The following is a 26,130-nucleotide window of genomic DNA, read 5'->3' as shown; positions in this document are numbered from 1 at the left end:
CAGCGCGGAGGCCGTCCTCACCGGGACGCCGAGTCGTCCAGTCGCTGCCCCCGCAGCAGGAACCACGCCGCCACCGCCGCCGCCAGCAGGACCGCCGCTCCGGCTCCCGCCGCCAGGGCGAGACCGTCGACGAAGGCGGTGCGGGCCGCGTCCAGCATCGCCTCGGAGGTTCGGGCGGGCAGGTCCGCCGCCGCCTCCACCGCTCCGCCCAGCGACTCGTGGGCCTCGGCCGGGGTACCGGCCGGGCCGGTGAAGCCCCGGTAGACGCCGGTGACGATCGAGCCGAGCACCGCGATGCCGAGGGCCGCGCCGAGTTCGTACGCCGTCTCCGACACCGCCGACGCGGCGCCCGCCCGCTCCTTCGGCACCGAGGAGAGGATGACGTCCGACGTCACCGTGAAGGAGAAGCCCGCGCCGACGCCCACCACGAGGAGGGCCGCGCCCAGCAGGGGGTAGCCCGTGCTGCGGTCGACCACCGTGAGCACGGCGAGCGCGACGCCGATCGCGGCGAGGCCGGCCGAGACGACGGCCCGGACCGAGAAGCGGCGGGCCGCACGGCCCGCGACCAGCCCGGCGACCACCGCGCCGATCGCCGCGGGCAGTTCGGCCAGACCCGCCTCGAGCGGTCCCCTGCCCTGCACCAACTGCAGGAACTGCGACAGGAAGAACACGAGCCCGGACAGGCCGAGGATGGTGAGCAGGTCGGCCAGGACCGCGCCGCTGAAGCCCCGGTGGCGGAACAGCCGCATGTCGAGCAGCGGCGCTGGCAGCGTGAGCTGGCGCCGGACGAAGCCGTACAGGGCGCCCGCGCCCGCCAGGCCCGCGCCGAGCGTGAGCCAGGTGAAGCCGTGCGCGGCGGCCTCCTTGACGGCGTAGACGACGCCGACCATGCCGAGCAGCGACAGCAGGACGCTGGGCAGGTCCCATGGGCCGGGGGCCGGATCGCGGGACTCGGGCAGCAGCCGCACGCCGACGAGCACCAGGACCACCATCACGGGCAGGTTGATCAGGAAGACCGAGCCCCACCAGAAGTGTTCGAGCAGGAATCCGCCGGCTATCGGACCGACAGCCGTGCCCGCGGACGCCGTCGCGCCCCAGATGCCGATGGCGAGGCTGCGCTCACGCGGGTCGTGGAAGAGGTTGCGGATCAGGGCGAGGGTCGCCGGCATCAGGGTGGCGCCCGCGACGCCGAGCAGCGCCCGGGCGGCGATCAGCATCTCGGGGCTCGTGGCGTAGGCGTTGAGGACGGACAGCGCGCCGAACGCCGTGGCGCCGACGAGCAGGATCCGCTTGCGGCCGATGCGGTCGCCGAGGCTGCCCATCGACACGAGCAGACCCGCGATCACGAACGAGTAGACGTCGCCGATCCACAGGAGCTGGGTGCCGGAGGGCTCGAGGTCCTCGCTGATGTACGGGGTCGCGAGACCGAGGACGGTCGCGTCGACGGCCACCAGCAGCACGGCGAGGACGAGGACGGACAGCGCGAGCCAACGTCCCCGGCGCCTGGTCACCGCCTCGGTCGTCTCCGCCGGCCGCAGGGTGCTGGTCATGATTCCTCTCTCCGGAGTGCGCCGCCGAGCAGCAGCCCGGCGATCATGTGGTGGAAGTCCCTGGGCGCTCCCTTGCCGCTCTGCACCATCCAGGCGCCGGAGGCCATCAGGCCGAACAGCGCCTCGGTGAGCCAGGCCGGGGTCAGGTCGATACGGAACTCGCCGCCGAGCTGTCCGCGCCGGAACAGGGCGGCGATGCGCTCGTCGATCGCGGTCCAGCCGGGGTTGATCTCCTCGCCCTCGTAGAGCTGGTTCTCGGTGTAGAGGAAGGCGAGGAGTCCCGCGGCCGGCTCGATCGCGCGTACGAGCCGGCGGACGGCGTCGGACGCGGAGCCGCTGTCGAGGTCGGCCGCGTCCAGCGCGGCCTCGCATTCGGCGATGCCCAGCGACTCCAGGGCGCGGACGAGCGCTTCGCGTCCCGCGAACTGCCGGTGCAGGGTGGCGCGGCTGATCCCGGCAGCCTTGGCGACCTCGTCCATGGTCGCGGTGGCCTTGCGGGTCAGCAGGGCCGCGGCACTGCGCAGCACGTGTTCACGATCGACAGCCATGACACGAGAGTAACGCACATGAGACAGTGATGTCTCATTCAGGCCGTGCGCGACTCATCACCGGTCGCCGGAGCGAAGAGAGATCAGTGCCAGGGCAGGTGGCCGCGCTTCTCCCAGTACCCGCCCGGCTCCTCCGCGAGGGCCGTGAGCCGTGCCAGCCGGTCCTCGTCCAGGTCGACCACGGCGGCGTGCAGGTTGGACGCCAGCTGCCCGGTGGTCGCCGCACCGGAGAGGACGACACCCACCCAGGGCTCGCGCAGGACGAACGCGAGGGCGACCGCGTCGCAGCCCTGGGAGGTCTCGGCGGCCAGGGCCTTCAGCGCCTCGGGCGCGTGAGGGCCGGCGAGCCGGCCGTTGGCCATGCCCTCCTTGACGATCACCGTGAGCCCGGCGTCGTGCGCCTCGGCGAGGGCGGGGCCCGCCGAGGTCTCCAGGACGTTGTACGTCGACTGGACGGTCCGGAAGAGGGGTTCGCCGTCGACCGTCACGGCGAGGGCGGCGCGCACGGCGTCCGCCTGCGCCGGGCCACTGGTGGAGAACCCGATGGTCACGCCCTGCGCCGCGGCCTCCGCGAGGCGCGCGTGCAGTTCCTTGTCGGTGAGCGCGGGACTGTCCGGGGTGACCGAGTGGATCTGATAGAGGTCCAGACGGTCGCCGAGCAGCGCGGCGGTCTCGGCGCGCTGGCGCTCGTAGGTGGCGAGGCCGTGGTCCTTGACCTCGTGCCGCTCGGCGTCCGTCGTCCAGTCCGCGGTGTAGGTGTAGCCCCACTTGCTGCCGACGACGACGTCGTCGACGTCCGGCCGTGCGGTCAGCCAGCCGGCGAGGAACTCCTCCGAACGGCCGTAGGAGCGGGCGGCGTCGAAGTAGCGCACGCCCTGGGCGTAGGCGGCGTCGAGGAGTTCATGGGTGCGGGTGCGCAGCGTCTCGACGCTGCGGTCGGCCCCGAGGTCCTCGTCGCGGCCGAGGTTGATGTAGCCGGGGCGGCCGACGGCGGCGAGGCCGAGTCCGATGTGGCAGGTCGGGGTCGTCGCTGTCGCCAGTCGGGCGAAGGGCATCGCGGGCTCCGTTCGGTCGGCTGCGTACCGCACTCCGACCAACGTAACCCGCGACGCCCCGGCCCACGGGGCGGGCCTCAGCCCTTCTTGGCCGTGGCCCAGGCGTGCTGGGCCGCCACGTCGGCCTTGACCTCGGCGAGCTGGACGGCGACCGCGCTCGGGGCGGTGCCCCCGCGGCCGCTGCGGGAGGCCAGGGCGCCGGGCACGTTCAGCACGGTCCGCACCTCGGGCGTCAGATGGGCGGAGATCTTCGCGAACTGCTCGTCCGTCAGCTCGTCCAGCTCCTTGCCCTCGGCCTCGGCGACCTTCACGCACTCGCCGGCGACCTCGTGGGCGACCCGGAAGGGGACGCCCTGCTTGACCAGCCACTCGGCGATGTCGGTGGCCAGGGAGAAGCCGGCCGGGGCCAGTTCCTCCATGCGCGCGCGGTTGACCGTGAGGGTGGCCATCATGCCGGTGAAGGCGGGGAGCAGGACCTCCAGCTGGTCGCAGGAGTCGAACACCGGCTCCTTGTCCTCCTGGAGATCGCGGTTGTAGGCGAGCGGCAGCGCCTTGAGCGTGGCCATCAGGCCCGTGAGGTTGCCGATCAGACGGCCGCTCTTGCCCCGGGCGAGCTCGGCGATGTCCGGGTTCTTCTTCTGCGGCATGATCGACGAGCCCGTGGAGAAGGCGTCGTGCAGGGTCACGAAGGAGAACTCCTTCGTGTTCCAGATGATGATCTCCTCGGCGATCCGGGAGAGGTTCACGCCGATCATCGCGGTGATGAAGGCGAACTCGGCGACGAAGTCACGGGAGGCCGTGCCGTCGATCGAGTTGGCGGCGGAGCCGTGCTCGAACCCGAGGTCCTCGGCCACCGCCTCCGGGTCCAGACCGAGCGAGGAGCCCGCGAGCGCGCCCGAGCCGTACGGCGAGACGGCCGTCCGCTCGTCCCACTGCCGCAGCCGTTCGGCGTCCCGGGACAGGGACTGGACGTGGGCGAGGACGTGGTGGGCGAAGAGGACCGGCTGGGCGTGCTGGAGGTGGGTGCGGCCGGGCATCGCCACGTCCGGGTGGGCCTCGGCGAGCCCGATCAGCGCGTCCTGGAGGTCGGCGATCAGGCCGCCGATGATCCGGGCGTGGTCGCGCAGGTACATCCGGAAGAGGGTGGCGACCTGGTCGTTGCGGGACCGGCCCGCGCGCAGCTTGCCGCCGAGGTCGGGGCCGAGGCGCTCCAGCAGGCCGCGCTCCAGGGCCGTGTGGACGTCCTCGTCGGCGACGGTGCCCACGAACGAGCCGTCGGCGACGTCCGCCTCCAGCTGGTCCAGGCCGGCGATCATGCGGGTCAGCTCGTCCTCGGTGAGCAGTCCCGCCGCGTGGAGCACGCGCGCGTGCGCACGGGACCCGGCGATGTCGTAGGGCGCCAGCCGCCAGTCGAAGTGGACGGAGGCGGACAGCTTGGCCAGGGCCTCGGCGGGACCGTCGGCGAAACGGCCGCCCCAGAGCCGGACGTCACCGCTGTTGCTGCTCACTCGCTGTGCTCCTCGGAGGTCTGGGTGTGGCGTCGGTCCCCCGTGGGGTGCACGAGGGACCGTCGCCACGCTAGTGGGCGCCGGCCGGCTCACCACGCATTGTCCTGCATGAGTATGCAGAGGGCTGCATGATTCGTCAATCCGGGCCGGGTCGGAGCGGAAAGCGCGGGCTCCCGTTGAACACGGGTAACCGCTTACTCGTATCTCCCGGCGAGCGCAGGCGCCGCGTTCTCACCCGACGACACCCCGAACCCGAGTGAGGCATCCGTATGTCCAGGGCTCTTCCGAAGTACAACAGGCGTCGTGTCGCGTTCGCCGGCGGCGCCGCCGCGGTGGCGCTGTCCGGCACGGTGATCGCCGGATTCGCCCTGGCCGGGGAGGACGGGCAGCGCGCCGGCGCCGCCCGCACCCTGGCCGGTCCGGGCACGATCACCTGCCCCGACGTCACCGGAGAGCTGCCCGCGATCCCCGCCTCCGCCCAGGCCGAGGTCGACCGCAACCTCGCCCAGCTCCAGACCCAGATCGCCGAGGCAAATCAGCGCCTGGCCGACACCGTGGGACAGGGCGGACCCGCCTTCGTCCAGAACGCCATCCTCGGCCCGCTGAAGGACAAGCGCGTCGCCGCGCTCAACCGCATCGAGACCGCCATCGGCCGCGCGGCAGCGAAGCCCGACGGGCTGGAGGAGTTCGCCGCCTGCACGCTGAACGCCGACGGAGCACAGGCCGCGCCCACGCCGGGCCGGACCGCGGGCGGCGCGGAGGAGACCGGGAGCGAGGCGGGCGCGGGCGCCGACCAGGGCAACGGGAACGACGGGGGCAACGGGAACGGGGGCGATGCCGGCGTCGGCACGATCACCTGCCCCGACGTCACCGGAGAGCTGCCCGCGATCCCCGCCTCCGCCCAGGCCGAGGTCGACCGCAACCTCGCCCAGCTCCAGACCCAGATCGCCGAGGCAAATCAGCGCCTGGCCGACACCGTGGGACAGGGCGGACCCGCCTTCGTCCAGAACGCCATCCTCGGCCCGCTGAAGGACAAGCGCGTCGCCGCGCTCAACCGCATCGAGACCGCCATCGGCCGCGCGGCAGCGAAGCCCGACGGGCTGGAGGCGTTCGCCGCCTGCACGCTCACCCGGTGACGTGACAGGCAGCCGTGGCCGCCCCGTTGGCACGCCGGCCGGGGCGGCCATGGTGACACCGGGACGGCACGCGAATTCCTTAGACAGCCGAAGGATCAGCGCCCATAATCGGTGGACGTGGGCAAAACATATGAGCGCATCGACGGCAGGCTCCGCACGTTCATCGAGGAGCAGCCGCTCTTCTTCACCGCCACCGCGCCGCTCGCGGCCGACGGCACCGTCAACCTCTCCCCCAAGGGCCTCAAGGGCTCCTTCGCCGTCCTCGACGAACGGACACTGGCCTACCTGGACTTCGCCGGCTCCAACGCCGAGACGATCGCGCACCTGCGGGAGAACGGCCGGATCACCCTCATGTGGTGCGCCTTCCAGGGGCCGCCGAACATCGTGCGCGTGCACGGCCGCGGCGAGGCCGTCCTCCGTGACGACCCGCGCTTCGCCGGGCTCCTCGGCCACTTCCCCGCCATCGACCCGGCCCGGCACGGCCTGCGCGCCATCGTCGTCGTCCACGCCGAGCGCATCCGGGACTCCTGCGGGTACGCCGTCCCCCTGATGACGTACGACGAGGACCGGGACCTGCACGGAAAGCGCTTCTCCCGGGAGGACGACGACTCGCTCAGCGCCTACTTCGCCAAGAAGGAGTACATCGCGACCAGCCTGGACGGCCTACCCGGGCTGCCGTTGCCGCTGCCGCCCTCTAGCGTCTGAGGCATGCGCCGTGCCGCCCTCGCCCTCGTGTCCGCCTCCCTCCTCGCGCTCGGCGCCGCGCCGCCGGGCCCCCTGCCCGGCCGGATGGCCGACACCGGGGGCGGCACCCAGCTGATCACCGCCGTCGCGCCGCGGACCGGCTCGACCAGGGGGACGGTGACCTGGTGGGACCGCGTGGGCGGCCGCTGGGTGCGGGCGGGTTCGGCGCCCGCGCGGTTCGGGGCGAAGGGCCTGGTCGCGGGGGCACGGCGGAAGCAGGGCACGAACACGACGCCGACCGGGCTGTTCCGGCTCCCGTACGCCTTCGGCATCGAGGCCGCGCCGCCCGGTACGGCGTACAGCTACCGCCGTGTCCGTGAGAACTCCTGGTGGTGCCAGGACAACGACTCGCGCGCGTACAACCGGTGGAGCCAGCCGCTGGCGCGCGACTGCCGGCCCGCCGAGTCGGAGCACCTGATCACCTACGGCTCCCGCTACGCGCACGCGCTCGTCATCGGCTTCAACTACACCCGTCCGGTGAAGGGGCGCGGCGCGGGGATCTTCCTCCACGTCAACGGGCGGGGCGCTACGGCGGGTTGTGTGTCGGTGCCGCGGGACGCGATGGAGAGGATCCTCGGATGGGCCGATCCCGGACGCAAGCCGCACATCGCGATCGGCACCGCGTCCGGCTCCACGGCGATCACCCGGTACTGACGGGGAACCGCTGAACACACGGGCCTCCGCGCACGTATCTCTGGGCCAAGGGACCACGTCAACCCCTTGCTCCCGTCCCCGGAGGAACCGTGACCACCACGCTCGCAGGCGGCCGTGCCGCCCGCCGCCAGACGATGCGCCGCATCCGTCCGCGCCGCTCCCCGGCCGTCCCGCTGGTCGTCGCCCTGTGGGCGGGCGCGGCGGCGGTGCTGTGGCTGTGGTGGGACAACACGCCGTCCCTCGCGGACAACACCGCGAAGATCCTCGCCGCCGGACGCATCACCGGTCTCCTCGCCGGCTATCTGATGGCGCTGGTCGTCCTGCAGATGGCCCGGGTGCCCGCGCTGGAGCGGCGGGTCGGCTCGGACCGGGTCGCCCGCTGGCACGCCATGAGCGGCCGGTACACGGTCTGCCTGGTCATCGCGCACGTCTTCCTGACGATGTGGGGCTACGCCCTCCAGGGCGGCCGGACCCTCGGCGACGTCGTCCAGCAGACGATCGACTCCGTGAACACGCTGCCCGACATGGGCAAGGCGGCCATCGGCACCGGACTGCTGTTCGTCATCGCGTTCATCTCCATCGGCGGCATCCGGCGCCGCATCCCCTACGACAGCTGGTACCACGTGCACCTGCTGACGTACGCGGCGGTGTTCCTGACGTTCTGGCACCAGATCACCACGGGCAACGAGTTCGCCGTCGAGCCCACCGCGAAGACCTTCTGGTACGGCCTGTACGGCGCGGTCACCGCGCTGGTGCTCTGGTACCGGGTCATCACCCCGATCCGCCTCAACCTGCGGCACCGGATGTACGTCGAGGCCGTCATCGAGGAGACGCCCGGCATCGTGTCGGTGCTGATCGGCGGACGCAAGCTGCACCGGATGGGCGCCGAGGCCGGGCACTTCTTCCGCTGGCGGTTCAAGGCGCCGGGGATGCGCTTCAGCTCCCACCCGTACTCGCTGTCGGCGGCGCCCCGCCCCGACATGCTGCGGATCACGGTCAAGGCGATCGGCGACCACACGTCCCGGCTGCGCGATCTGAAGCCCGGCACCAAGGTGTGGGCGGAGGGCCCCTACGGCGCCCTGACGGCCCAGCGCCGCAGCCGGGGCAAGGTGCTGCTGGTGGCCGGCGGCGTCGGCATCACGCCGATGCGGGCGCTGTTCGAGACGCTGCCGGGCGCCGCCGGCGACATCACCCTGCTCTACCGGGCCAACAGCACCCAGGACCTGGCGCTGTGGGACGAGCTCTCGGCCATCGCCGACGAGCGCGGTGCCCGGCTGATGTACGCGGTCAACAGCCCGGACGGCGAGCGTCCGGACATCTCGGCGGAGCGGCTGCGGCAGAAACTGCCGGACATCGACAAGCACGACGTCTTCCTCTGCGGCCCGCCCGGGTTCGCGCAGTCCGTGTACGAGGCGCTGCGCGGCGCCGGAGTGCCCGCCCGCCGCATCCACCACGAGTCGTTCGAGATGTGAGCGACCGGACTTCGAGTCACCACCACTCCAGGAGCTGTGGAAAGCCATGAGGAAGAGCCACCCCATCCGGCGTTTCGTGCTGGCCGGCGCGGCCACCGTGTCGGGGATCGTGCTGCTGCTGTCGCTGAAGCCGGCGACCGACCCGGCGTCCGCCCAGGCGGCCGGCGGCGCGGCGCCGCCGGTCGCGGCCTCGCCGCAGGGCGGCGCCCAGGCCGCCGGGTCGGGCACGGTCACCGGTGACGCGGCGCGCACCCAGTACGGCGCGGTCCAGGTCCGGCTGACCGTGGCCAACGGCAAGATCACGAAGGCGGAGGCCGTCCAGGCCCCCAAGGGCGGCCAGAGCGACCAGATCACCGCGAACGCGGTGCCGAAGCTCAACCAGGCGGCGGTGGCGGCGCAGAGCGCCGACATCGACGCCGTGTCCGGCGCGACCTACACCAGCGCCGGCTACAAGCAGTCCCTCCAGTCGGCGATCGACAAGGCCAACGCCGCCGCGGGCGCCGGGCAGGGCTCGGGCTCGCAGGAGTCCGGCGGGCAGGGCTCGGGCGGCGGCGCCGCCCAGGCCCGTACCGTGACCGGCGCCGTGGCGCAGACGCAGTACGGGCCGGTCCAGGTCCGCGTCACCGTCAGCGGCGGGAAGATCACCAAGGCGGAGGCCGTGCAGGCGCCGAGCGGCGGGCAGAGCACCAACATCACCGCGAACGCGGTGCCGAAGCTCAACCAGGCGGCCGTGGCGGCCGGCAGCGCCGACATCGACGCCGTGTCCGGCGCGACCTACACCAGCGCCGGCTACAAGGAGTCCCTGCAGTCGGCCCTGGACCAGGCCGGTGGCTGACACGGTGGTGGAACCGACACCAGCTCCCGCCGCGGTACGTCGTGCGGAGGAGGTCATGGGGACGGTCGTCTCCTTCGACGTCCGCGGCGGGGATCCCGACGCCGTCCGGTCGGCCCTGGACATGGCGGTCGCCGGGCTGCACCGGGTCGACGAGGTGTTCAGCACGTACCGTGACGGCAGTCAGGTCTCCCGGCTGGCCCGCGGGGAGCTGACGCTCGGCGCCTGCGACCCGGAGGTGGCCGAGGTGATCGAACTCGGCGCCGAGGCGCAGCGGTTGAGCGACGGCTGGTTCAGCACGTCGTACGCGGGGAGCGTGGACCCGACCGGCATCGTCAAGGGCTGGTCGGTCGAGCGGGCGGCGCGGGCCCTCGCCGAGGTCCCCGGGGTGACCGGCGTGAGCGTGAACGGCGGCGGGGATGTGCAACTGCTCGGTCTGCCGGGTCCCCGGCGCCCCTGGCGGGTGGGCGTGGCCGACCCGCTGCGTCCCGGGGGGCTCGCCGCGGTCATCTCCGCGGCCGGCCTGGACGAGCTGGCGGTGGCCACCTCCGGCACGGCCGAGCGCGGCGCCCATATCGTCGACCCGCGCACGGGCCGCTCGGCGGTCACGGACCTGGTGGCCGTGACGGTGACCGCCCCCCGGCTGACCTGGGCGGACTGCTGGGCGACGGCGGCCTTCGCCATGGGGTCGCGGGAGGGCCTGGCCTGGCTGGAGTCCCTGCCGGACGTGGAGGCGCTGCTGATCACCGCGGGCGACGAGGTGCGGTGCACGGGAGGGCTGGCGGCCCGCCTGGGCTGAGGGGGCTCCCGCCCCCCTCCCGGCCGCTCAGTGCGCGTTCTGGGCCAGCCTCAGCAGGTGGTCGGCGAGCGCCTGGCCTCCCGTGGGGTTCCGGCTGATCAGCATCAGGGTGTCGTCGCCGGCGATCGTGCCGAGGATGTCGTGCAGTTCGGCCTGGTCGATGGCCGAGGCCAGGAACTGGGCGGCCCCCGGAGGGGTGCGCAGGACCACGAGGTTCGCCGAGGCCTCCGCGGAGATCAGCAGCTCCTGCGAGAGCCGCCGCATCCGCTCCTCCTTGGCGGACTCCCCGAGCGGGGCGCGGGGCGTGCGGAAGCCGCCCTCGCTGGGCACCGCGTAGATGAGGTCGCCGTCGTTGTTGCGGATCTTGACCGCGTTCAGCTCGTCGAGGTCGCGGGAGAGCGTCGCCTGGGTGACGTTCAGCCCGTCGTCGGCGAGCAGTTTCGCCAGCTGACTCTGCGACCGCACGGGCTGCCGGTTGAGGATGTCCACGATCCGGCGGTGACGTGCGGTGCGGGTCTGCGGCACGGCGGGCCCGGCGGCCCCGTTCGCCCCGTGGTCCTGTGCCTGGCTCATCGTCGTCTCATTCTCCGGATCCGTCCCCTGCGGCCACGTCCAGGATGCCGGGCAGGCCCCGAAGAAGCGCCTCCACTTCGTCGTCCCCCAGGTTCAGCGGCGGCATCAGCCGTACGACATCGGGGGCGGGCGCGTTCACCAGGAAACCGGCGTCCTGGGCCGCCTGCTGCACCTTGGCGGCGAGCGGCCCGGTGAGCACGATACCCAGGAGCAGCCCCGCGCCCCGGACATGGTCGACCGACGGGTGGCCGAGCGCCTCGACGCCGTCGCGCAGTTTCTCGCTCTGCCGCTTGACGTTCTCCAGCAGCCCGTCGTCCGCGATGGTGTCCAGGACGGCCAGGCCCGCGGCGCAGGCGACCGGGTTGCCGCCGAAGGTCGTGCCGTGGTGACCGGGCTGGAGCAGGTCCGCGGCCCGTCCGAAGGCGACCGTCGCGCCGAGCGGCAGTCCGCCGCCGAGCTGCTTGGCCAGGGTGACGACGTCCGGGAGGACGCCCTCGTGGGCCTGGTAGGCGAACCAGTGCCCGGTGCGGCCGATGCCGGTCTGCACCTCGTCGAGGACGAGCAGCGCGCCGGTGGCGGCGGTGATCGCCCGCGCCGCCTTCAGATAGCCGGGCGGCGGGACCACGACGCCGTTCTCGCCCTGGACGGGCTCGATGATCACGAGGGCCGTCTCCTCGGTGACGGCCGCGGCCAGCGCCTGCGCGTCGCCGTAGGGGACGTGGGTGACGTCGCCGGGCAGCGGCAGGAAGGGATCGCGCTTGCCGGGCTGGCCGGTCAGCGCGAGGGCGCCCATGGTGCGGCCGTGGAAGCCGCCGTCGGTGGCGACGACGTGGGTGCGTCCGGTGAGCCGGCCCAGTTTGAACGCGGCCTCGTTGGCCTCGGCGCCGGAGTTGCAGAAGAAGACCCTGCCGTCCCGGCCGAAGAGCTGGAGCAGCCGTTCGGCGAGGGCGACGGTCGGCTCGGCCATGAAGAAGTTGGAGATGTGGCCGAGGGAGGCGATCTGCCGGCTCACGGCCTCGACGATCGCCGGGTGGGCGTGGCCCAGCGCGTTGGTGGCGATGCCGCCGACGAAGTCGAGGTACTGCGTGCCCTCGGCGTCCCAGACCTTCAGGCCCTCGCCGCGCACCAGGGGGAGCCGCGGGGTGCCGTAGTTGTTCATGAGCGAGCCCTGCCACCGCTGGGCGTACTCCTGGTTGGCGGTCACTGCGCGTCCCCCTCCGGCGCGTCCGGCACGACCATCGTGCCGATTCCCTCATCGGTGAAGATCTCCAGCAGGATCGAGTGCTGGACCCGGCCGTCGATGACGCGGGCGGTGGTGACGCCGTTGCGTACGGCGTGCAGGCAGCCCTCCATCTTCGGCACCATGCCCGAGCTGAGTTCGGGCAGCAGTTTCTCCAGCTGGGAGGCGGTGAGGCGGCTGATCACCTCGTCGGAGTGGGGCCAGTCCTCGTAGAGGCCCTCGACGTCCGTGAGGACCATGAGAGTCTCCGCTCCCAGCGCAGCCGCGAGTGCCGCAGCCGCCGTATCAGCATTGACGTTGTAGACATGCCCTTGGTCGCCTCCGTCCTGACTGCGGGCGATGGAGGAGACGACCGGGATGCGGCCGTCGGCGAGCAGGGCCTCGATCGCGCCCGTGTCGATCTCGGTGATCTCGCCCACCAGCCCGATGTCGATCAGTTCTCCGTCGATCTCGGGCTGGTGCCTGGTGGCGGTGATGGTGTGCGCGTCCTCGCCGGTCAGACCGACGGCGAGCGGGCCGTGCTGGTTGAGCAGGTTGACCAGCTCGCGCTGCACCTGTCCGGCGAGCACCATCCGTACGACGTCCATGGCGTCCTCGGTGGTGACGCGCAGGCCGGCCTTGAACTCGCTGACGATGCCGTGCTTGTCGAGGGCGGCGCTGATCTGCGGGCCGCCGCCGTGCACGACGACCGGCTTGAGCCCGGCGTGGTGCAGGAACACGACGTCCTGGGCGAACGCGGCCTTCAGGTCCTCGTCGATCATGGCGTTGCCGCCGAACTTGATGACGACGGTCTTGCCGTTGTGGCGGACGAGCCAGGGCAGCGCCTCGATGAGGATCTGGGCCTTGGGGAGCGCGGTGTGCTTCCGCGTCGTATTGCTCATGACGAGTAGGCGCTGTTCTCGTGGACGTAGTCCGCGGTGAGGTCGTTGGTCCAGATCGTGGCGGTCTCGGAGCCGGCCGCGAGGTCGGCGACGATGTGGACCTCGCGGTAGCGCATGTCGACCTTCTCCCGGTCCTCGCCGACGCCGCCGTTCTTGCAGACCCAGACGCCGTTGATGGCGACGTTGAGCCGGTCCGGCTCGAAGGCGGCCCGCGTGGTGCCGATCGCGGACAGCACCCGGCCCCAGTTGGGGTCCTCGCCGTGGACGGCGCACTTGAGGAGGTTGTTGCGGGCGATGGTGCGGCCCACCTCGACGGCGTCGTCCTCGGTCGCGGCGTTGATCACCTCGATCTTGATGTCCTTGCTGGCGCCCTCGGCGTCGCGGATGAGCTGCCGGCCGAGGTCGTCGCAGACCTGCCGGACCGCCTCCGCGAACTCGTCGTAGGCCGGGGTGACGCCGGACGCGCCGGAGGAGAGCAGCAGGACGGTGTCGTTGGTGGACATGCAGCCGTCGGAGTCGACCCGGTCGAAGGTGACCCGGGTGGCGGCCCGCAGGGCCTTGTCCAGCGTCGCGTCGTCCAGGTCGGCGTCCGTGGTGAGGACGACCAGCATGGTGGCGAGGCCGGGGGCGAGCATGCCGGCGCCCTTGGCCATGCCGCCGACGGTCCACCCGTCCTTCGTGACGACGGACGTCTTGTGGACGGTGTCGGTGGTCTTGATGGCGATGGCGGCCTTCTCGCCGCCGTGCTCGGAGAGCTGCCCGGCGGCGGTCCCGATGCCTGGGAGCAGCTTGTCCATGGGCAGCAGGACGCCGATCAGGCCGGTCGAGCACACGGCGATCTCGATGGCGCCCCGGCCGAGCACCTCGGCCGCCTTCTCGGCGGTGGCGTGGGTGTCCTGGAAGCCCTTGGGCCCGGTGCAGGCGTTGGCGCCGCCGGAGTTGAGGACGACGGCCGACACCTGGCCGCTTTTGAGGACCTGCTCGGACCACAGCACGGGTGCGGCCTTGACGCGGTTGGAGGTGAACACGCCCGCGGCGGCGCGGCGGGGCCCGGTGTTGACCACGAGGGCCAGGTCCGGGTTGCCGTTCTCCTTGATCCCGGCGGCGATGCCCGCCGCCGTGAATCCCTTGGCTGCCGTGACGCTCACGGTGCGACTCCGATCGTGGAAAGCCCGGTCTCCTCGTGGAACCCGAGCACGATGTTCATGCTCTGCACGGCGCCGCCGGCCGTGCCCTTGGTCAGGTTGTCGATGGCGCTGATCGCGATGATGCGGTGCGCGGCGGGGTCGAACGCGACCTGCACCTGAACGGCGTTCGAACCGTGGACGGACGCCGTGGCGGGCCACTGCCCCTCCAGGAGGAGGTGGACGAAGGGCTCGTCCGCGAACGCCTTCTCGTACGCGGCGCGCACGGCCTCGGCGCCGACGCCGTCGCGGGCCCGGGCGCTGCACGTGGCGAGGATGCCGCGGGGCATCGGCGCGAGAGTCGGCGTGAAGGAGACGGAGACCCGCTCCCCCGCGGCCGCGCTGAGGTTCTGGATCATCTCGGGGCTGTGCCGGTGGCCGCCGCCGACGCCGTACGGCGTCATGGAGCCCATGACCTCGCTGCCCAGCAGGTGCGGCTTGGGCGACTTGCCGGCGCCGGACGTGCCGGAGGCGGCGACGATCACGGCCTCCGGTTCGGCGAGGCCGGCCTGGTAGGCGGGGAAGAGGGCCAGGGAGACGGCGGTCGGGTAGCAGCCGGGGACCGCGATACGCCGGGAGCCTTCCAGCGCGGCGCGGCCGCCGGGCAGCTCGGGCAGGCCGTACGGCCAGGTCCCGGCGTGCGGGGAGCCGTAGAACCGCTCCCAGTCGCCGGCGTCCTTCAGCCGGAAGTCGGCACCCATGTCGACCACGAGCACGTCCGGGCCGAGCTGCTCGGCGACGGCGGCGGACTGTCCGTGCGGCAGGGCGAGGAAGACGACGTCGTGGCCGGCCAGCGCCTCGGGCGTGGTCGGGGCCAGCACCCGGTCGGCGAGCGGCAGCAGATGCGGCTGGAGTGCCCCGAGCCGCTGTCCCGCGTTGCTGTTGCCGGTCAGGACGCCGATCTCGACCTCGGGGTGCGCCAGGAGCAGACGCAGCAGTTCCCCGCCCGCGTATCCGCTCGCTCCGGCCACTGCCGCACGTACCGCCATGGATGCCTCCTCCTCGATGGCATGACTATACGTTTCGCCGCAGTTTTATGCAATCGCGTTCATCGGCGGGCGGCTTCCAGGCGGAGGAAGGTCACGGAGTTCGCTGGGAACGTTCGAGCGGTCCGGCGGTTCGACCTGACGTACGGCGATCAGGAATCCGAACGGCAAGATAGGGAGGGGAGCGAGGAGCGTCGCCGGGTCCCGCGGGCCCTGAAGCGACGGGAGAGAGGGAAGGGATGGGCGAGTTCTGGCCGGTGCCGGAGGCGCTGACCTATCTGGCCGGCGACTGGCGGGTCGCGCGTTCCGTGCGCGACCTCGCGAGCGGCGACGAGGGCGCCTTCACGGGTACGACGGTTTTCGGGCCGCTGGCGGGCGGCGGACTGCTGCACCACGAGTCCGGTGAGTTCGTCTGGCGCGGGGTGGCCCGGCCGGCGGAGCGCACGTTGCGGTTCCTGCCCGGTGCCGCACCGGGCACGGCGGACGTGCGGTTCGCGGACGGCCGCCCGTTCCACGATCTCGACCTGCGCAGCGGCCGTCACATCGCCGACCACCCCTGCTCGGCGGACCTCTACCGGGGCGACTTCACGGTCCGGGACGAGGACCACTGGCGGACCGTGTGGCGGGTGCGCGGCCCCGCCAAGGACCTGGTCCTCACCACGGACTACGCGCGCGTGGTCTGAGCCGAGGTCCCCTCCAGACGCAGATTCCAGCGGCCGGCGTGCCCGATGACCGTGGTCGCCGCCAGGGGTCTGACATCGATGTTCCAGTACGTCGACGGCGGCGCCTTCAGGGCGTAGACCAGCGCGGCCCGGATCACGGACGGCTCGGCCACCGCCACGATCCGGTCGCCGTCCTCCACGGGCCGCGTGTCCAGCCAGCCGCCGACCCGGGAGATGAAGGCGATCAGCGACTCGCCGCCGTGCGGGGTGCCGCGCGGGTCGGCGAGCCAGGCGTCCACCGCGTCGGGCTCCCGGGCCATGGCCTCGCCCAGCGTGAGCCCGCGCCAGCGGCCCATGTCGCAGTCGCGCAGGGCCAGTTGGACCAGCGGGGCGTAGCCGAGGGCGTCGCCGGTGGCGCGGCTGCGCGGGGTGGGCGAGCAGTAGCGCAGGTCGGCCGCCGCCAGCGGCAGCAGGTCGCGTGCGACATGCTGCACCTCGTCCCAGCCGGCCTGGTCCAGCGGCCGGTCGTCCTGGAAGCGCTCGGCGAGCAGCGCCGAGCTGCGCGCGGCGGCGACGAACGTGACCCGTAGCGACATGCGGTGATGGTGTGACGGGAAGGTGACCAGGTCAAGAGGGATCGTTCCCATGTCACCGACGGTGGACACGCCCTCACTGCGTGGTCGGGACCAGGCGGGCGGACCCTCGCAAAAAGGGCCGCGCCGCCCGGTGCGGGATCGTCTACAGGTAGAGCGCCATCCAGTGGTCCGGGCGCTCCAGCGCGGCGAACCCGAGCTTCGCGTACACCCCGTGGGCGTCGTGCGTGGCGAGCAGGACGCGCCGGACCCCGTACGGGCGCAGGTGCTCGCGCACGGCCCCCACGAGGGCCGTCCCGATGCCCTTGCCGCGCACCGACGGGTCGACGTACACGTCGCACAGCCAGGCGAAGGTGGCGTGGTCGGTGACGACCCGGGCGTACGCGGCCTGCTCCCCCGACGCCGTGTCGTACACCCCGAAGTTCAGCGACCCGTCGATGGCGGCCTCCTGCTTCTCCCGAGCCCGCCCGAGCGCCCAGTAGGCGTCGGTGGACAGCCAGCGGTGCACCCGCTCGCGGTCGAGGCGTGCCGCGTCGGTGGAGATCTCGTAGCCCTCGGCGAGGGGCGGGGTGTCGGTCATGCGCCGAGATTCGCAGGGCCCGGGCGGCTCCGTCGAGCCTTTTTCCCAGGTGGGATCGACGGCCCCCGGCGGTCACAGCACCTCGTCGCAGGCGGCCCTCAGGCGTCGTACGCCCTCCGTGATCTCCCCCGCGCCCGCCACGCCCGCGAAGCTCAACCGGATGTGCGGGGCCGGGGGTTCGGCGCTGAAGTACGGGCGGCCCGGAGTGATGGCGACTCCGGCGCGCAGGGCGGCGGTGGTCAGGCCCGCCTCGTCGGTGCCGTCGGGCAGGCGCAGCCAGAGGTGGTAGCCGCCGGAGGGGATGTGCGGGAGGGCGAGTTCGGGCAGGGACAGCCGGAGGGAGGCGGTCATGGTGTCCCGGCGTGCCTTCAGCTCGGCGGCGACGGCCCGCAGGTGCCGGGGCCAGGCGGGCGAACCGACCAGTTCCACCGCCGCCTCCTGCAACGGGCGCGGCACGAAGAAGCTGTCGACGACCTGGATCGCGCGCAGCCGCTCCAGCACCGGGCCCCGGGCGGCGAGCGCGCTCACCCGGAAGCTCGGCGAGGTCGCCTTGGTCAGCGAGCAGACGTGGACGACGACGCCGTCGGGGTCGTCGGCGGCCAGCGGACGCGGGAGCGGCCCCGCGTCCTCGTGCACCAGCCGCCGTACGAAGTCGTCCTCGACGACGAAGGCGCCGGCCTCGCGGGCGATGCGCAGCACCTCGCCGCGCCGCTCCGGTGCGAGCAGGGCGCCGGTCGGGTTCTGGAACAGGGGCTGACACACGAACACCCGGGCTCCGGTGGCCCGGAAGGCGTCCGCGAGCAGGGCGGGCCGGACGCCGTCCGCGTCGACCGGCACCGGGACCGGGCGGAGTCCGGCGGCGCGGGCGATGGCCAGCATGCCCGGGTAGGTGGGCGACTCGACGAGGACCGGGGCGCCGGGCGGCGCGAGCGCCTTCAGCGCCGTCGTCAGGGCGGACTGGCCGCCCGCGGTGATCAGCACCTCGGCGGCCGTGACCGGGCCGCCCGGCCCGCCGATGCCGCGCGCGAACCACTCGCGCAGCTCCGGCAGCCCCTCCATCGGAGGGCGTCCCCAGGCGCCGGGCCGCCGACCGGCGCGGGACAGTGCGGCGGCCATCGCGCGCTCGGGCTGCAGCGAGGGGTGCAGATAGCCGCCGTTGAACTCGATCACGCCGGACGGCGGGGCGGCCAGCGACACCAGCACCCCGGAGGCGTCCACCGACCGCGGCACGAGTTCCGTGGCGCTGTCGGCGCTGAGCGTCACCTCCTGCCAGGAGGTGTCCCCGGTGGCGGCGGCCGGTGCGGGCCGCTCGGCGCGGAAGGCGCCGGCGCCGGGCCTGGTGACGACGAGCCCTTCGGCGGTCAACTGGGCGAGGGCCCGGGACACGGTCACCGGGCTCACCCGGAAGCGTTCCACGAGGGCTCTGCTCGACGGCAGCTTTCCACCGGGAGAGTAGCGGTCCAACTCCCGACGCAGTTGATTCGCCAACTCGGCCACGCTGCTACGCTCTTGCATGAGGACTGAGAATAGCGCTATCGCCCCGAGCCCGATAGCGGTCAGCAGCCGCACCGACCCGGACGTCGTGGCCGCCCCGGTCGTCCGCGGCACGCTCCAGGCCGGCCTCGGGGTCGCGGCCTTCTCCCTGACCTTCCCCGCCACGGCCTGGGGCCTGGAGGGGTTCGGCCCGTGGTCGCTGGTGGCCGTGCGCAGTGTGCTGGCCGCCCTGATCGCGGGCGGGTGTCTGCTGGCCCTGCGCGTGCCGCTCCCCGCCCGCCGGCACTGGGCGGGGCTCACGGTGGTCGCGGCGGGCGTGGTCCTCGGCTTCCCGCTGCTCACCACGCTCGCGCTGCGGACGTCCACCACCGCGCACGCCGCCGTGGTCGTCGGTCTGCTGCCGCTGACGACGGCCCTGTTCTCCGCCCTGCGGGTCGGCACCCGGCCGTCGCGCACCTTCTGGCTGGCGGCGCTCGCGGGCGCCGCCGCCGTGGTCGCCTTCACCGTCCAGCAGAGCGGCGGCGCCCTGACCACCGCCGACCTGTACCTGTTCGCGGCGCTGCTGGTCTGCGCGGCCGGCTACACCGAGGGCGGCCGGCTGGCCCGGGCCATGCCGGGCTGGCAGGTGATCGGCTGGGCGCTGGTGCTGTGCCTGCCGCTGGGCCTGCCGGCCGCCGCGGTGGCGCTGGCGCACGAGCCCGTGCGGTGGACCTGGCACGGCGTGACCGGACTGCTCTGGGTCGCGGCGGGTTCGCAGTTCCTCGGGCTGGTCGTCTGGTACCGCGGCATGGCCGCCATCGGCATCCCGAAGGCCAGCCAGTTGCAGTTGGCCCAACCCCTGCTCACACTGGTGTGGTCGGTGCTCCTGCTGGGCGAGCACCTGACGGTGGCCGCACCCCTCACGGCCGTGGCGGTGCTCGTCTGCATCGCCGTGACCCAGCGGGCGCGTGGCTGAGCGGGTGCGATCCGGCCCGCCTCCCGCTCCCGCCTGGCGCCGTAGACTCAAGGCCACGGACCGCTGCTCCGGCATCCGCTGAGGAGGCCCAACCAATGCGCGCAACCGTGGGCGACCAGCTTGTCCAGCACGGCAGGGTGGTCGGGCAACACGACAAGATAGGCGAGATCGTCGAGATCCTGGGCCAGAAGGGCAATCCTCCGTACCGCGTCCGCTTCGAGGACGGGCACGAGGGGCTGTGCTCCCCCGGCCCCGACACCGAGATCCGTCACCGTCACCAGGAGATGTCCCACTGACCGTGTCCACCGGCCCGGCTCGTGCCGGCCGGGCCGGCCGGACCGGTCACACCGGGGGCGGCACGGGCTGCCCGTAGTGGTCCGCGACCACGCGGTCGACAGCCCCGATCCGGTCCGCCGCCACGTCCTTGGCCGCGAAGAAGACATGGCCGCGCACCTGTGCGTGCTTCTTGGCGAGGGTCAGATGCCGTGACAGCTCCGCCGGGTCCTGCCAGGCGGCGGGCTGCGCCGGGTCGCCCGCCTTGTACAGCGCCTCCCCGAGGTAGAGCCGCGTCCTGCTCCCCTTCGCCACCGCGGCCCACCACGGCACCAGCCGGGCGTAGTCGGCGGCGGCCAGCCCGATGTTCCAGTACAGCTGCGGGCAGATGTAGTCGATCCAGCCCTTGCGCACCCAGGTGCGGGTGTCCGCGTGCAGGTCGTCGTACGTCTGCACACCGGCGCGGGTGTCGGAGCCGCGGGAGTCGGTGGCGGCGTTGCGCCACACCCCGAACGGACTCACGCCGAACTGGGTCGCGGGCCTGGTCCGTTTGACGGCGGCGGCCATCTCCCGGATCAGCCGGTTGATGTTGTCCCGCCGCCACGCCGCCCGGACCGGGAAGGCGCTGCCGTGGGCGTCGTAGGCGTCGTCGTCGTCGAAGGACTGCCCGGCGACCGGGTACGGGTAGAAGTAGTCGTCGAAGTGGACCGCGTCGACCGCGTACCGCTCGACGGCGTCGAGCATGGCCCGCTGCACGAAGGCCCGGACCTCCGGCAGCCCCGGGTTGTAGTAGAGCCGGCCGCCGTACGGCACCACCCAGTCGGGGTGCTGCCGGGCGGGGTGGGAGGCGACGAGCCGGCCGACGTCGCCGTGGTTGGCGACGCGGTACGGGTTGAACCAGGCGTGCAGCTGCAGTCCGCGCTTGTGGGCCTCGGTGACGGCGGTGCCCAGCGGATCCCAGCCGGGGTCCCGGCCCTGGGTGCCGGTGAGGACCTGCGACCAGGGCTCGTGCGGCGACGGCCAGAGGGCGTCCGCGGTGGGGCGCACCTGGAAGATCACCGTGTTGAGGCGGCGCTTCACCGCCGTGTCCAGGTGGGCGAGGAGTTCGGTGCGCTGCTGCCGAGCGCTCAGGCCCTGCCGGGAGGGCCAGTCGCGGTTCGCCACGGTCGCCAGCCACATCCCGCGCATCTCCCGGGCCGCGTGGCGTCGGTCACGGTCGGTCCCGCCCGCCACGGCGGTCCCCGCCGTCAGGGCACCGCCCGACGCCACGAGTGCCGACAGGGCGGTGACGGTGAACGCCCGTCGTGACAGCGGTGACTTCCGGTGCAGCATCGTCTTCGTACCTCCCGTGGTGACGCGGTCAAGGACCCCCGTTCCATGACAGATCCGGATGAACCGGACCGGTCCGGCGTCAGCCTTTCATGAGGCACCCGAACGATCGATCAAGCTGCGCCGAAGGTAACGTGCCCTTTTGGAGCAGGCGCCGAACAACGGCGGACCTGCCGCAGTCGTGGATCAGCGAAGGGGACGATGTGACCGGCATCTCCGGAGATATTGCACGCGTCGGTGTCGTGGGCTGCGGCCAGATGGGGGCGGGCATCGCCGAGGTCTGCGCCCGCTCCGGGCTGGACGTGAAGGTCGCCGAGACCACCGGCGAGGCCCTGGAGATCGGCCGCACCCGGCTGCTCAACTCCCTGGCCAAGGCCGCCGAGCGCGGCAAGATCAGCGAGGAGGAGCGGGACGCGACCGTGGCGCGGCTGTCCTTCACCACCGACCTCGGCGAGTTCGCCGACCGCGACCTCGTGATCGAGGCCGTCGTCGAGAACGAGCAGGTGAAGACGGAGATCTTCCAGGTGCTCGACCAGGTCGTGACCCGGCCGGACGCGATCCTCGCCTCCAACACCTCCTCGATCCCGCTGGTGAAGCTCGCCGTCGCCACCTCGCGCCCGGACCAGGTCATCGGTGTCCACTTCTTCAACCCGGCGCCGGTGCAGAAACTGGTCGAGCTGATCCCCGCGCTCACCACCTCCGAGGGCACGATCGCCCGCGCCCAGGGCTTCGCCGAGAAGCTGCTCGGCAAGCACGCCATCCGCGCCCAGGACCGCTCGGGCTTCGTCGTGAACGCCCTCCTCATCCCGTACCTGCTCTCCGCGATCCGGATGTTCGAGACGGGCATCGCCAGCCGTGAGGACATCGACAACGGCATGGAGATGGGCTGCGCCCACCCGATGGGCCCGCTGAAGCTGTCCGACCTGATCGGCCTGGACACCGTCGCGTCCGTGGCGCACAGCATGTACGAGGAGTACAAGGAGCCGCTGTACGCCGCTCCCCCGCTGCTGCAGCGGATGGTCGACGCCGGCCGGCTCGGCCGGAAGACCGGCTCGGGCTTCTACGCCTACAACTGACGGCCTCCACGCCGACGGCTGATTACCGACCGTCAGATTCCGGCCAGACACGCGGGCCCGGCACCGGGAAAGGTGCCGGGCCCGCGCGTTTCGCACCCGGTGTGCGCGCCGGGCCCGCATATGCCGTTCGCACACGCTCCCCACGCGCCCACCAGGCGAGTTCACTTTGCTGCGCATGCCAGGGATGGAAGACGACTGCGGAAAGGAGCGGACACGTGACCGCCGATCCCGAGCACCCCGCCGTTCAGGGGGAACTCGCAGAGTTACGACGCCGGCTCGACGTCGCCTACGCCCGCGTGGAGGGCGGGCTGACTCTGCTGACGCACCGCACCGAGGAGAGCGCCAAGGAGCTGGACGAGCTCGACTCCCGGATCACGACGCTGGAACACGGGCGCTGGCCGCTGCCCGCGGTCGCCGCCCTCGTCGCCGTGGGCGCTCTGGCCGTGGCGATCTGGCAGGCCCTCGGGCACTAGGTGGTGTCCGTGGGGTCGCACCGGACGCCGGACGGCAGGCGGGACGTCGCGGACACCCCTGGGCCGCCTCTCAGGTGGCACGCCAGTGCGGGCCCGCGCGCCGGCCCAGGACGTCCTGCCCCAGCCGGAGATGGTGCAGCAGCAGTAACGCGGCCGCCATGTTGGCGGCCGGGACCTCCCCTCGGGCGACCATGTCGGGAACGAGCTTGAGGGGGACCCACTCCCGGCGGTCCGACTCGAAGTCGTCCACCGGATGCCCGACGTACTCTCCCTCCTCGGCCCAGTAGATGTGGTGCCGGGCGTCGGTGAGCCCGTTGGAGGGCTCCACGCTCATCAGGTGGTGCAGAGGTCCCGGCCGCCAGCCCGTCTCCTCCTCCAGCTCCCGGGCGGCCGCGCCGGCGATGTCCTCACCGTCCTCGACGACGCCCGCCGCGAGCTCCCACCCCCAGCTGTCGGTGATGAAGCGGTGGCGCCACAGCAGGAGGACCTCGTTGGCCTCGTTGACCACGGTGGCCACGGCGACCGGCCGCAGCCGTATCAGGAAGTGGTCCAGATGCCGGCCGTCGGGCAGTTCCACGTCTGCCAGGTTGACGCTGAACCAGCGGTTTTCATACACAGTTTGTTCGTTCTGTTTCGTCCACTGCACGGTTCTGCCACCTTCCGTCGAGTAAGTGGCAATATCGCAGCAGCGACTCAGAGTTGTCGGAGAGCGGGCGGAGGTCTAGAGCGGTACGCGCAGTGCCCCGTCGATGAGTGCCGCGGCCTCGGAGGTCCCCGCGCAGCCGCTGCGCGCCAGATGTTCGCGCACCGCCCGGAGTCTGTCGCGCAGCCGCTGGGACTCCATTCCGCGCGCCTGTTCGGCCATCTGCACGGCGATGGCCACGGCGTTGTCCGCGTTGCCCTGGCGCAGTTCGATCGTGCTGAGCATGGCCAGCCGGTGCACCCGGCCCCGGTCGTGCGCGGGGTTGTCCACGGCCGCCGCGGCGTGCTCGCGCGCGGCCGCGACCTCCCCGAGACTCAGCAGGGCCTCCGCCACCTGGACGTTGACGAGCCCGGGCTGGACATAGCCCGTCTCGTCGGGTTCGTAGCCGCGCCGGATGCGTTCGGCGGCCTGCTCGGCACGCCGGATACAGGACAGGGCGCTCGTCCCGTCCCCGAGGTGGGCGTACGCCTTCGCCTGCATCGCGTACAGATCGGAGGCGAGCGCCGGGGTGATGTGCTTGCCGGCGGCCCGCAGCGCGGCCTCGGCGAAGGCGACCGCCTGCCGGAACTCCCGCACGAACAAAGCCTGGTTGACGAGCAGCGCGATCACATAGGCGCCGAGTCCCCGGTCCCCGCTGGCCTTCGCCAGCCGCAGCGCCTGATGGAAGTACCGCTGCGCCAGCCCGTGGGCGTCCGAGTCGTACGCGCAGATCCCGGCGATGGCCACCAACCCGCCGGTCGCGCGGTGCAGCTGACGGCCCGTCGCGTCGGTGTAGCTGCCACGCAGCAGCGGGGCGGCCTCCGCGTTGAGAAAGCCGACGATCCTGGTGCGCGTCGCCATACCGCCCGCCTTGCGGTACATCTGCTCGTAGTGGGCGCGCGCGGACCGCAGCATCTCGATGTCGGCGGCGGTCACCCGGTGCCGGCCGCCGCGCGAGACGTCGACGTCCTCGGGCGGGTTCTCCCACTCCCACACCGGCATGACGGCGGGCGTGCCGGTGACCGCGGGGGCACCCAGGAGGTGCGGGCGCTGCTGCTCGTCGGAGCGCCACAGGGCGGTGGCCCGCTCGACGAAGCCGGACAGCGAGGTGGTGTGCGCGGCCGACTGCTCACCCGGCACGCCGAGCCCGATGTCGTCGAGGGTGACCGTGCGGTGCAGCCGTCCGGCCAGCACCTCGCAGATCAGGTCCGGGACCTGCCCGCGCGGCCGCTGCCCCTTCAACCACCGCGCGACGGCGGTGTGTTCGTATCTCAGGGCGAGCCCGCGCGCCCGCCCCGCCTGGTTCACGTGTGCGGCCAGGCCCGCGTGCGAGATCCCCGCCTCGTCGAGGATCGCGTCGAGCAGAGTGTTGGGCTGCATGGATGCCCCCCGGGTGGCTCGGTGCCGACAGACTAGTGCGAACCGGTTCACACGGGGTGTGAACGGAGTGCGCGAATCCGTAGGGTGCGCGCGCTGTCGCGGAGCGTTTCCTGCCGGTTGACTGAAATGCCTCGCAAGAGGCCGGCCGGGCCGCCGGCTCCCCCTCGTACAGTGCGGCGGCCCGCTTTCGCGCCGTCCGCCCGGCTGCCTGCCCGACACTCCGTGGCGGGGCGGACGGCGCCGCCGACGGCGGGCGGGTCAGGAGGCGGCCGGCCGCGGGCCGGGGGCGGAGCCGCCCGTGTCGTGGGCGCGTGCCCCGAGGGGACCGCAGGTCACGCGTGCCCGGTCGTTGCGCAGGACGACGAGGGCCACGTCGTCCTGCGGGCGGCCTCGCGTGTGCCGCAGGAGCGCGGAGAAGAGGAGGCGCAGGGTGGTCTCGGGAGCGGCCGGGAGACGGCCCGCCAGTCCGGCCAGGGTCGCGTGGAGCGGAAAGAACCGGCCGGCGGCGTCCCGGGCGTCCTCGACACCGTCCGTGTACAGGACGAGCACGTCGCCGGGCAGGAACGCACCGCACCGCTCGGGCGCCAGGTCGCCCGGGAGCGGGAACGGGCCCATGGGAGGGAGCGGATCGGCCCGAGCCAAAGGCTCGACGCGCCCGTCGCACAGCAGAAAGGGCCAGGGGTGCCCGCAGTTGAGGGCGGTGAGCTCGCCGTCCGGGCGGATCTCCAGGAGCAGCGCGGTGACGAAGTCCTCCACGGGGTCGTCGTGAGCCCGCTCACCCAGGTGCCGGGCCAGGGCCCGGTCGAGTCTGCGCAGCACCCCGCCGAGGTCGGGCTCGTCGTGGGCGGCCTCGCGGAAGCTGCCGAGGACCGCCGCCACCGTGCCCAGGGCGCCGATGCCGTGACCGCGGACGTCCCCGATGAGCACGCGTACGCCGTGCTCGGTGGCGGCGACCTCGTACAGGTCGCCGCCGACCCGGGCGCCCCGGTCGGCGGACAGCTGGGCGGCGGCGATCCGCACCCCGGCGACCCGGGCGGGCGGCGGCCGCAGCAGCACGCTCTGTGCGGCGCCGGCGACCGTCCGGGCCCGGCACAGCTCCCGCAGCAGGGTGCGCCGGGTGTGCAGGAGGAGGCCGGCGCCCACGGCGAGGAGGAGGGCGCCGGAGACGACGCGGGCGCACAGGCCCTCGCGCTGTGCGAGCGGGCGGGTCAGTTCGTAGGCGAGCACCGTGGCGCCCCAGGTCGCGGGCAGCCCGATGGCCGGCGCTGTGCGGGGAACCCGAGCCGTGATGCGGAACATGCCGATGGCCCCCCAGGAAAAGGCCCTGACGACGCAGAATCGGACCGGCCTCGAAAGACCGGTCCGATTCTGTCGGCAGATGCCCCGGAACGACGAGATCGCCCAAGGAAGTCACCCCATCGAGTGAGGTGACCCCCTGGCTCCCACCTGGGACGCAAGGGAGCCGCACAGG

General features: G+C 72.8%; 27 protein-coding genes. 11 read left to right on the top strand and 16 right to left on the bottom strand.

Annotated elements, in window-relative coordinates; translation table 11 throughout:
- Positions 1-17 precede the first annotated feature (17 nt).
- The 4 genes from ABZ899_RS03580 to argH form a co-directional block, all read right to left on the bottom strand.
- Positions 18-1,550 (bottom strand): MFS transporter, encoded by a 1,533-nt coding sequence (locus tag ABZ899_RS03580; protein ID WP_361340147.1) that lies wholly within the window; start codon positions 1,548-1,550, stop codon positions 18-20.
- On the bottom strand, positions 1,547-2,098 hold the full coding sequence (locus ABZ899_RS03575) for a helix-turn-helix domain-containing protein (RefSeq protein ID WP_361340144.1): 552 nt from the start codon (positions 2,096-2,098) through the stop codon (positions 1,547-1,549). The genes ABZ899_RS03580 and ABZ899_RS03575 overlap by 4 nt, the downstream gene beginning before the upstream one ends.
- Before the next feature lie 83 nt (positions 2,099-2,181).
- Positions 2,182-3,153 carry an aldo/keto reductase gene (locus ABZ899_RS03570; RefSeq protein ID WP_361340142.1) on the bottom strand — a complete coding sequence of 324 codons (972 nt, stop codon included), beginning with the start codon at positions 3,151-3,153 and terminating at the stop codon, positions 2,182-2,184.
- A gap of 77 nt (positions 3,154-3,230) precedes the next feature.
- The gene (argH, locus tag ABZ899_RS03565) at positions 3,231-4,661 is read right to left on the bottom strand and encodes an argininosuccinate lyase (RefSeq protein WP_361340140.1); all 1,431 of its coding nucleotides are present in this window, start codon (positions 4,659-4,661) and stop codon (positions 3,231-3,233) included.
- Between the two features lie 269 nt (positions 4,662-4,930).
- On the opposite strand from argH, the gene ABZ899_RS03560 reads away from it, so the two are divergent.
- From ABZ899_RS03560 to ABZ899_RS03535, 6 genes are all read left to right on the top strand, one after another.
- The gene (locus ABZ899_RS03560) at positions 4,931-5,797 is read left to right on the top strand and encodes a hypothetical protein (RefSeq protein ID WP_361340138.1); all 867 of its coding nucleotides are present in this window, start codon (positions 4,931-4,933) and stop codon (positions 5,795-5,797) included.
- A gap of 117 nt (positions 5,798-5,914) precedes the next feature.
- Complete coding sequence (locus ABZ899_RS03555; protein WP_361340136.1) at positions 5,915-6,502, top strand: pyridoxamine 5'-phosphate oxidase family protein; 588 nt, start codon at positions 5,915-5,917, stop codon at positions 6,500-6,502.
- Positions 6,503-6,505: 3 nt separating this feature from the next.
- Positions 6,506-7,195 carry a L,D-transpeptidase family protein gene (locus ABZ899_RS03550; protein ID WP_361340133.1) on the top strand — a complete coding sequence of 230 codons (690 nt, stop codon included), beginning with the start codon at positions 6,506-6,508 and terminating at the stop codon, positions 7,193-7,195.
- A gap of 89 nt (positions 7,196-7,284) precedes the next feature.
- The gene (locus ABZ899_RS03545; protein WP_361340132.1) at positions 7,285-8,667 is read left to right on the top strand and encodes a ferredoxin reductase family protein; all 1,383 of its coding nucleotides are present in this window, start codon (positions 7,285-7,287) and stop codon (positions 8,665-8,667) included.
- Between the two features lie 46 nt (positions 8,668-8,713).
- Entirely contained in the window at positions 8,714-9,502 is a 789-nt protein-coding gene (locus ABZ899_RS03540; protein ID WP_361340130.1) for an FMN-binding protein, read from the top strand.
- A 55-nt stretch (positions 9,503-9,557) separates the two neighbouring features.
- The gene (locus tag ABZ899_RS03535; protein ID WP_361340127.1) at positions 9,558-10,298 is read left to right on the top strand and encodes an FAD:protein FMN transferase; all 741 of its coding nucleotides are present in this window, start codon (positions 9,558-9,560) and stop codon (positions 10,296-10,298) included.
- Positions 10,299-10,325: 27 nt separating this feature from the next.
- On the opposite strand, the gene ABZ899_RS03530 is transcribed toward ABZ899_RS03535, so the two are convergent.
- The 5 genes from ABZ899_RS03530 to argC are packed head-to-tail and all read right to left on the bottom strand — an operon-like array spanning position 10,326 to position 15,165.
- Positions 10,326-10,871: an arginine repressor gene (locus tag ABZ899_RS03530; RefSeq protein WP_361340124.1), complete on the bottom strand. Its 546-nt coding sequence runs from the start codon at positions 10,869-10,871 to the stop codon at positions 10,326-10,328.
- Positions 10,872-10,878: 7 nt separating this feature from the next.
- Positions 10,879-12,075, bottom strand: a complete 1,197-nt coding sequence (locus ABZ899_RS03525) for an acetylornithine transaminase (RefSeq protein WP_361340121.1) — start codon at positions 12,073-12,075, stop codon at positions 10,879-10,881.
- The gene (gene argB / locus ABZ899_RS03520; RefSeq protein ID WP_361340119.1) at positions 12,072-12,992 is read right to left on the bottom strand and encodes an acetylglutamate kinase; all 921 of its coding nucleotides are present in this window, start codon (positions 12,990-12,992) and stop codon (positions 12,072-12,074) included. The genes ABZ899_RS03525 and argB overlap by 4 nt, the downstream gene beginning before the upstream one ends.
- Positions 12,989-14,140: a bifunctional glutamate N-acetyltransferase/amino-acid acetyltransferase ArgJ gene (gene argJ, locus ABZ899_RS03515; RefSeq protein ID WP_361340116.1), complete on the bottom strand. Its 1,152-nt coding sequence runs from the start codon at positions 14,138-14,140 to the stop codon at positions 12,989-12,991. Before argJ ends, argB begins: the two co-directional genes overlap by 4 nt.
- Positions 14,137-15,165, bottom strand: coding sequence for an N-acetyl-gamma-glutamyl-phosphate reductase (gene argC, locus ABZ899_RS03510; protein ID WP_361340114.1), 1,029 nt, complete (start codon positions 15,163-15,165; stop codon positions 14,137-14,139). The genes argJ and argC overlap by 4 nt, the downstream gene beginning before the upstream one ends.
- 236 nt (positions 15,166-15,401) lie before the next feature.
- On the opposite strand from argC, the gene ABZ899_RS03505 reads away from it, so the two are divergent.
- Positions 15,402-15,845, top strand: a complete 444-nt coding sequence (locus tag ABZ899_RS03505) for a DUF6314 family protein (protein ID WP_361340112.1) — start codon at positions 15,402-15,404, stop codon at positions 15,843-15,845.
- Here ABZ899_RS03505 and ABZ899_RS03500 read toward each other — a convergent pair.
- The 3 genes from ABZ899_RS03500 to ABZ899_RS03490 form a co-directional block, all read right to left on the bottom strand.
- On the bottom strand, positions 15,827-16,420 hold the full coding sequence (locus ABZ899_RS03500) for a histidine phosphatase family protein (RefSeq protein ID WP_361340110.1): 594 nt from the start codon (positions 16,418-16,420) through the stop codon (positions 15,827-15,829). The two genes, ABZ899_RS03505 and ABZ899_RS03500, sit on opposite strands and share 19 nt — an antisense overlap.
- A gap of 142 nt (positions 16,421-16,562) precedes the next feature.
- The gene (locus ABZ899_RS03495; protein ID WP_361340108.1) at positions 16,563-16,997 is read right to left on the bottom strand and encodes a GNAT family N-acetyltransferase; all 435 of its coding nucleotides are present in this window, start codon (positions 16,995-16,997) and stop codon (positions 16,563-16,565) included.
- Between the two features lie 72 nt (positions 16,998-17,069).
- Positions 17,070-18,512 carry a PLP-dependent aminotransferase family protein gene (locus ABZ899_RS03490; RefSeq protein ID WP_361340105.1) on the bottom strand — a complete coding sequence of 481 codons (1,443 nt, stop codon included), beginning with the start codon at positions 18,510-18,512 and terminating at the stop codon, positions 17,070-17,072.
- Between ABZ899_RS03490 and ABZ899_RS03485 the strand changes: the two genes are divergently transcribed.
- Together ABZ899_RS03485 and ABZ899_RS03480 are read left to right on the top strand one after the other, a co-directional pair.
- A complete protein-coding gene (locus ABZ899_RS03485) occupies positions 18,511-19,446 on the top strand; it encodes a DMT family transporter (protein WP_361340102.1) in 936 nt (311 codons plus the stop codon). The two genes, ABZ899_RS03490 and ABZ899_RS03485, sit on opposite strands and share 2 nt — an antisense overlap.
- Positions 19,447-19,541: 95 nt before the next feature.
- Positions 19,542-19,742, top strand: coding sequence for a DUF1918 domain-containing protein (locus ABZ899_RS03480; protein WP_361340100.1), 201 nt, complete (start codon positions 19,542-19,544; stop codon positions 19,740-19,742).
- A gap of 46 nt (positions 19,743-19,788) precedes the next feature.
- Here the strand turns inward: ABZ899_RS03480 and ABZ899_RS03475 are convergent, their stop codons facing one another.
- Positions 19,789-21,051, bottom strand: a complete 1,263-nt coding sequence (locus ABZ899_RS03475) for a family 10 glycosylhydrolase (protein ID WP_361340097.1) — start codon at positions 21,049-21,051, stop codon at positions 19,789-19,791.
- 200 nt (positions 21,052-21,251) lie between these two features.
- On the opposite strand from ABZ899_RS03475, the gene ABZ899_RS03470 reads away from it, so the two are divergent.
- A complete protein-coding gene (locus ABZ899_RS03470) occupies positions 21,252-22,124 on the top strand; it encodes a 3-hydroxybutyryl-CoA dehydrogenase (protein WP_361340095.1) in 873 nt (290 codons plus the stop codon).
- A gap of 215 nt (positions 22,125-22,339) precedes the next feature.
- On the top strand, positions 22,340-22,597 hold the full coding sequence (locus ABZ899_RS03465; RefSeq protein WP_361340092.1) for a hypothetical protein: 258 nt from the start codon (positions 22,340-22,342) through the stop codon (positions 22,595-22,597).
- 70 nt (positions 22,598-22,667) lie between these two features.
- On the opposite strand, the gene ABZ899_RS03460 is transcribed toward ABZ899_RS03465, so the two are convergent.
- The 3 genes from ABZ899_RS03460 to ABZ899_RS03450 all read right to left on the bottom strand — a co-directional run bounded on the left by ABZ899_RS03460 (position 22,668) and on the right by ABZ899_RS03450 (position 25,958).
- A complete protein-coding gene (locus ABZ899_RS03460) occupies positions 22,668-23,243 on the bottom strand; it encodes an NUDIX hydrolase (protein ID WP_361340089.1) in 576 nt (191 codons plus the stop codon).
- Between the two features lie 75 nt (positions 23,244-23,318).
- Complete coding sequence (locus tag ABZ899_RS03455; protein ID WP_361340087.1) at positions 23,319-24,659, bottom strand: transcriptional regulator; 1,341 nt, start codon at positions 24,657-24,659, stop codon at positions 23,319-23,321.
- Positions 24,660-24,917: 258 nt separating this feature from the next.
- Positions 24,918-25,958: a PP2C family protein-serine/threonine phosphatase gene (locus tag ABZ899_RS03450; RefSeq protein ID WP_361340085.1), complete on the bottom strand. Its 1,041-nt coding sequence runs from the start codon at positions 25,956-25,958 to the stop codon at positions 24,918-24,920.
- Positions 25,959-26,130: the final 172 nt, after the last annotated feature.

It is taken from the genome of Streptomyces sp. NPDC046859, from assembly GCF_040645135.1.
Taxonomy (GTDB): domain Bacteria; phylum Actinomycetota; class Actinomycetes; order Streptomycetales; family Streptomycetaceae; genus Streptomyces.
Note: the sequence above shows the minus strand (reverse complement) of the source record. Positions and strands in the feature narration are given on the sequence as shown.

Bases quoted from the DNA above. Each gene is read 5' to 3' on its own strand.
- ABZ899_RS03580 (WP_361340147.1), bottom strand. From the start codon at position 1,550: ATGACCAGCACCCTGCGGCCGGCGGAGACGACCGAGGCGGTGACCAGG.
- ABZ899_RS03575 (WP_361340144.1), bottom strand. From the start codon at position 2,098: ATGGCTGTCGATCGTGAACACGTGCTGCGCAGTGCCGCGGCCCTGCTG.
- ABZ899_RS03570 (WP_361340142.1), bottom strand. From the start codon at position 3,153: ATGCCCTTCGCCCGACTGGCGACAGCGACGACCCCGACCTGCCACATC.
- ABZ899_RS03560 (WP_361340138.1), top strand. From the start codon at position 4,931: ATGTCCAGGGCTCTTCCGAAGTACAACAGGCGTCGTGTCGCGTTCGCC.
- ABZ899_RS03550 (WP_361340133.1), top strand. From the start codon at position 6,506: ATGCGCCGTGCCGCCCTCGCCCTCGTGTCCGCCTCCCTCCTCGCGCTC.
- ABZ899_RS03540 (WP_361340130.1), top strand. From the start codon at position 8,714: ATGAGGAAGAGCCACCCCATCCGGCGTTTCGTGCTGGCCGGCGCGGCC.
- ABZ899_RS03535 (WP_361340127.1), top strand. From the start codon at position 9,558: ATGGGGACGGTCGTCTCCTTCGACGTCCGCGGCGGGGATCCCGACGCC.
- ABZ899_RS03530 (WP_361340124.1), bottom strand. From the start codon at position 10,871: ATGAGCCAGGCACAGGACCACGGGGCGAACGGGGCCGCCGGGCCCGCC.
- argB (WP_361340119.1), bottom strand. From the start codon at position 12,992: ATGAGCAATACGACGCGGAAGCACACCGCGCTCCCCAAGGCCCAGATC.
- argC (WP_361340114.1), bottom strand. From the start codon at position 15,165: ATGGCGGTACGTGCGGCAGTGGCCGGAGCGAGCGGATACGCGGGCGGG.
- ABZ899_RS03505 (WP_361340112.1), top strand. From the start codon at position 15,402: ATGGGCGAGTTCTGGCCGGTGCCGGAGGCGCTGACCTATCTGGCCGGC.
- ABZ899_RS03500 (WP_361340110.1), bottom strand. From the start codon at position 16,420: ATGTCGCTACGGGTCACGTTCGTCGCCGCCGCGCGCAGCTCGGCGCTG.
- ABZ899_RS03495 (WP_361340108.1), bottom strand. From the start codon at position 16,997: ATGACCGACACCCCGCCCCTCGCCGAGGGCTACGAGATCTCCACCGAC.
- ABZ899_RS03485 (WP_361340102.1), top strand. From the start codon at position 18,511: ATGAGGACTGAGAATAGCGCTATCGCCCCGAGCCCGATAGCGGTCAGC.
- ABZ899_RS03490 (WP_361340105.1), bottom strand. From the start codon at position 18,512: ATGCAAGAGCGTAGCAGCGTGGCCGAGTTGGCGAATCAACTGCGTCGG.
- ABZ899_RS03480 (WP_361340100.1), top strand. From the start codon at position 19,542: ATGCGCGCAACCGTGGGCGACCAGCTTGTCCAGCACGGCAGGGTGGTC.
- ABZ899_RS03475 (WP_361340097.1), bottom strand. From the start codon at position 21,051: ATGCTGCACCGGAAGTCACCGCTGTCACGACGGGCGTTCACCGTCACC.
- ABZ899_RS03455 (WP_361340087.1), bottom strand. From the start codon at position 24,659: ATGCAGCCCAACACTCTGCTCGACGCGATCCTCGACGAGGCGGGGATC.
- ABZ899_RS03450 (WP_361340085.1), bottom strand. From the start codon at position 25,958: ATGTTCCGCATCACGGCTCGGGTTCCCCGCACAGCGCCGGCCATCGGG.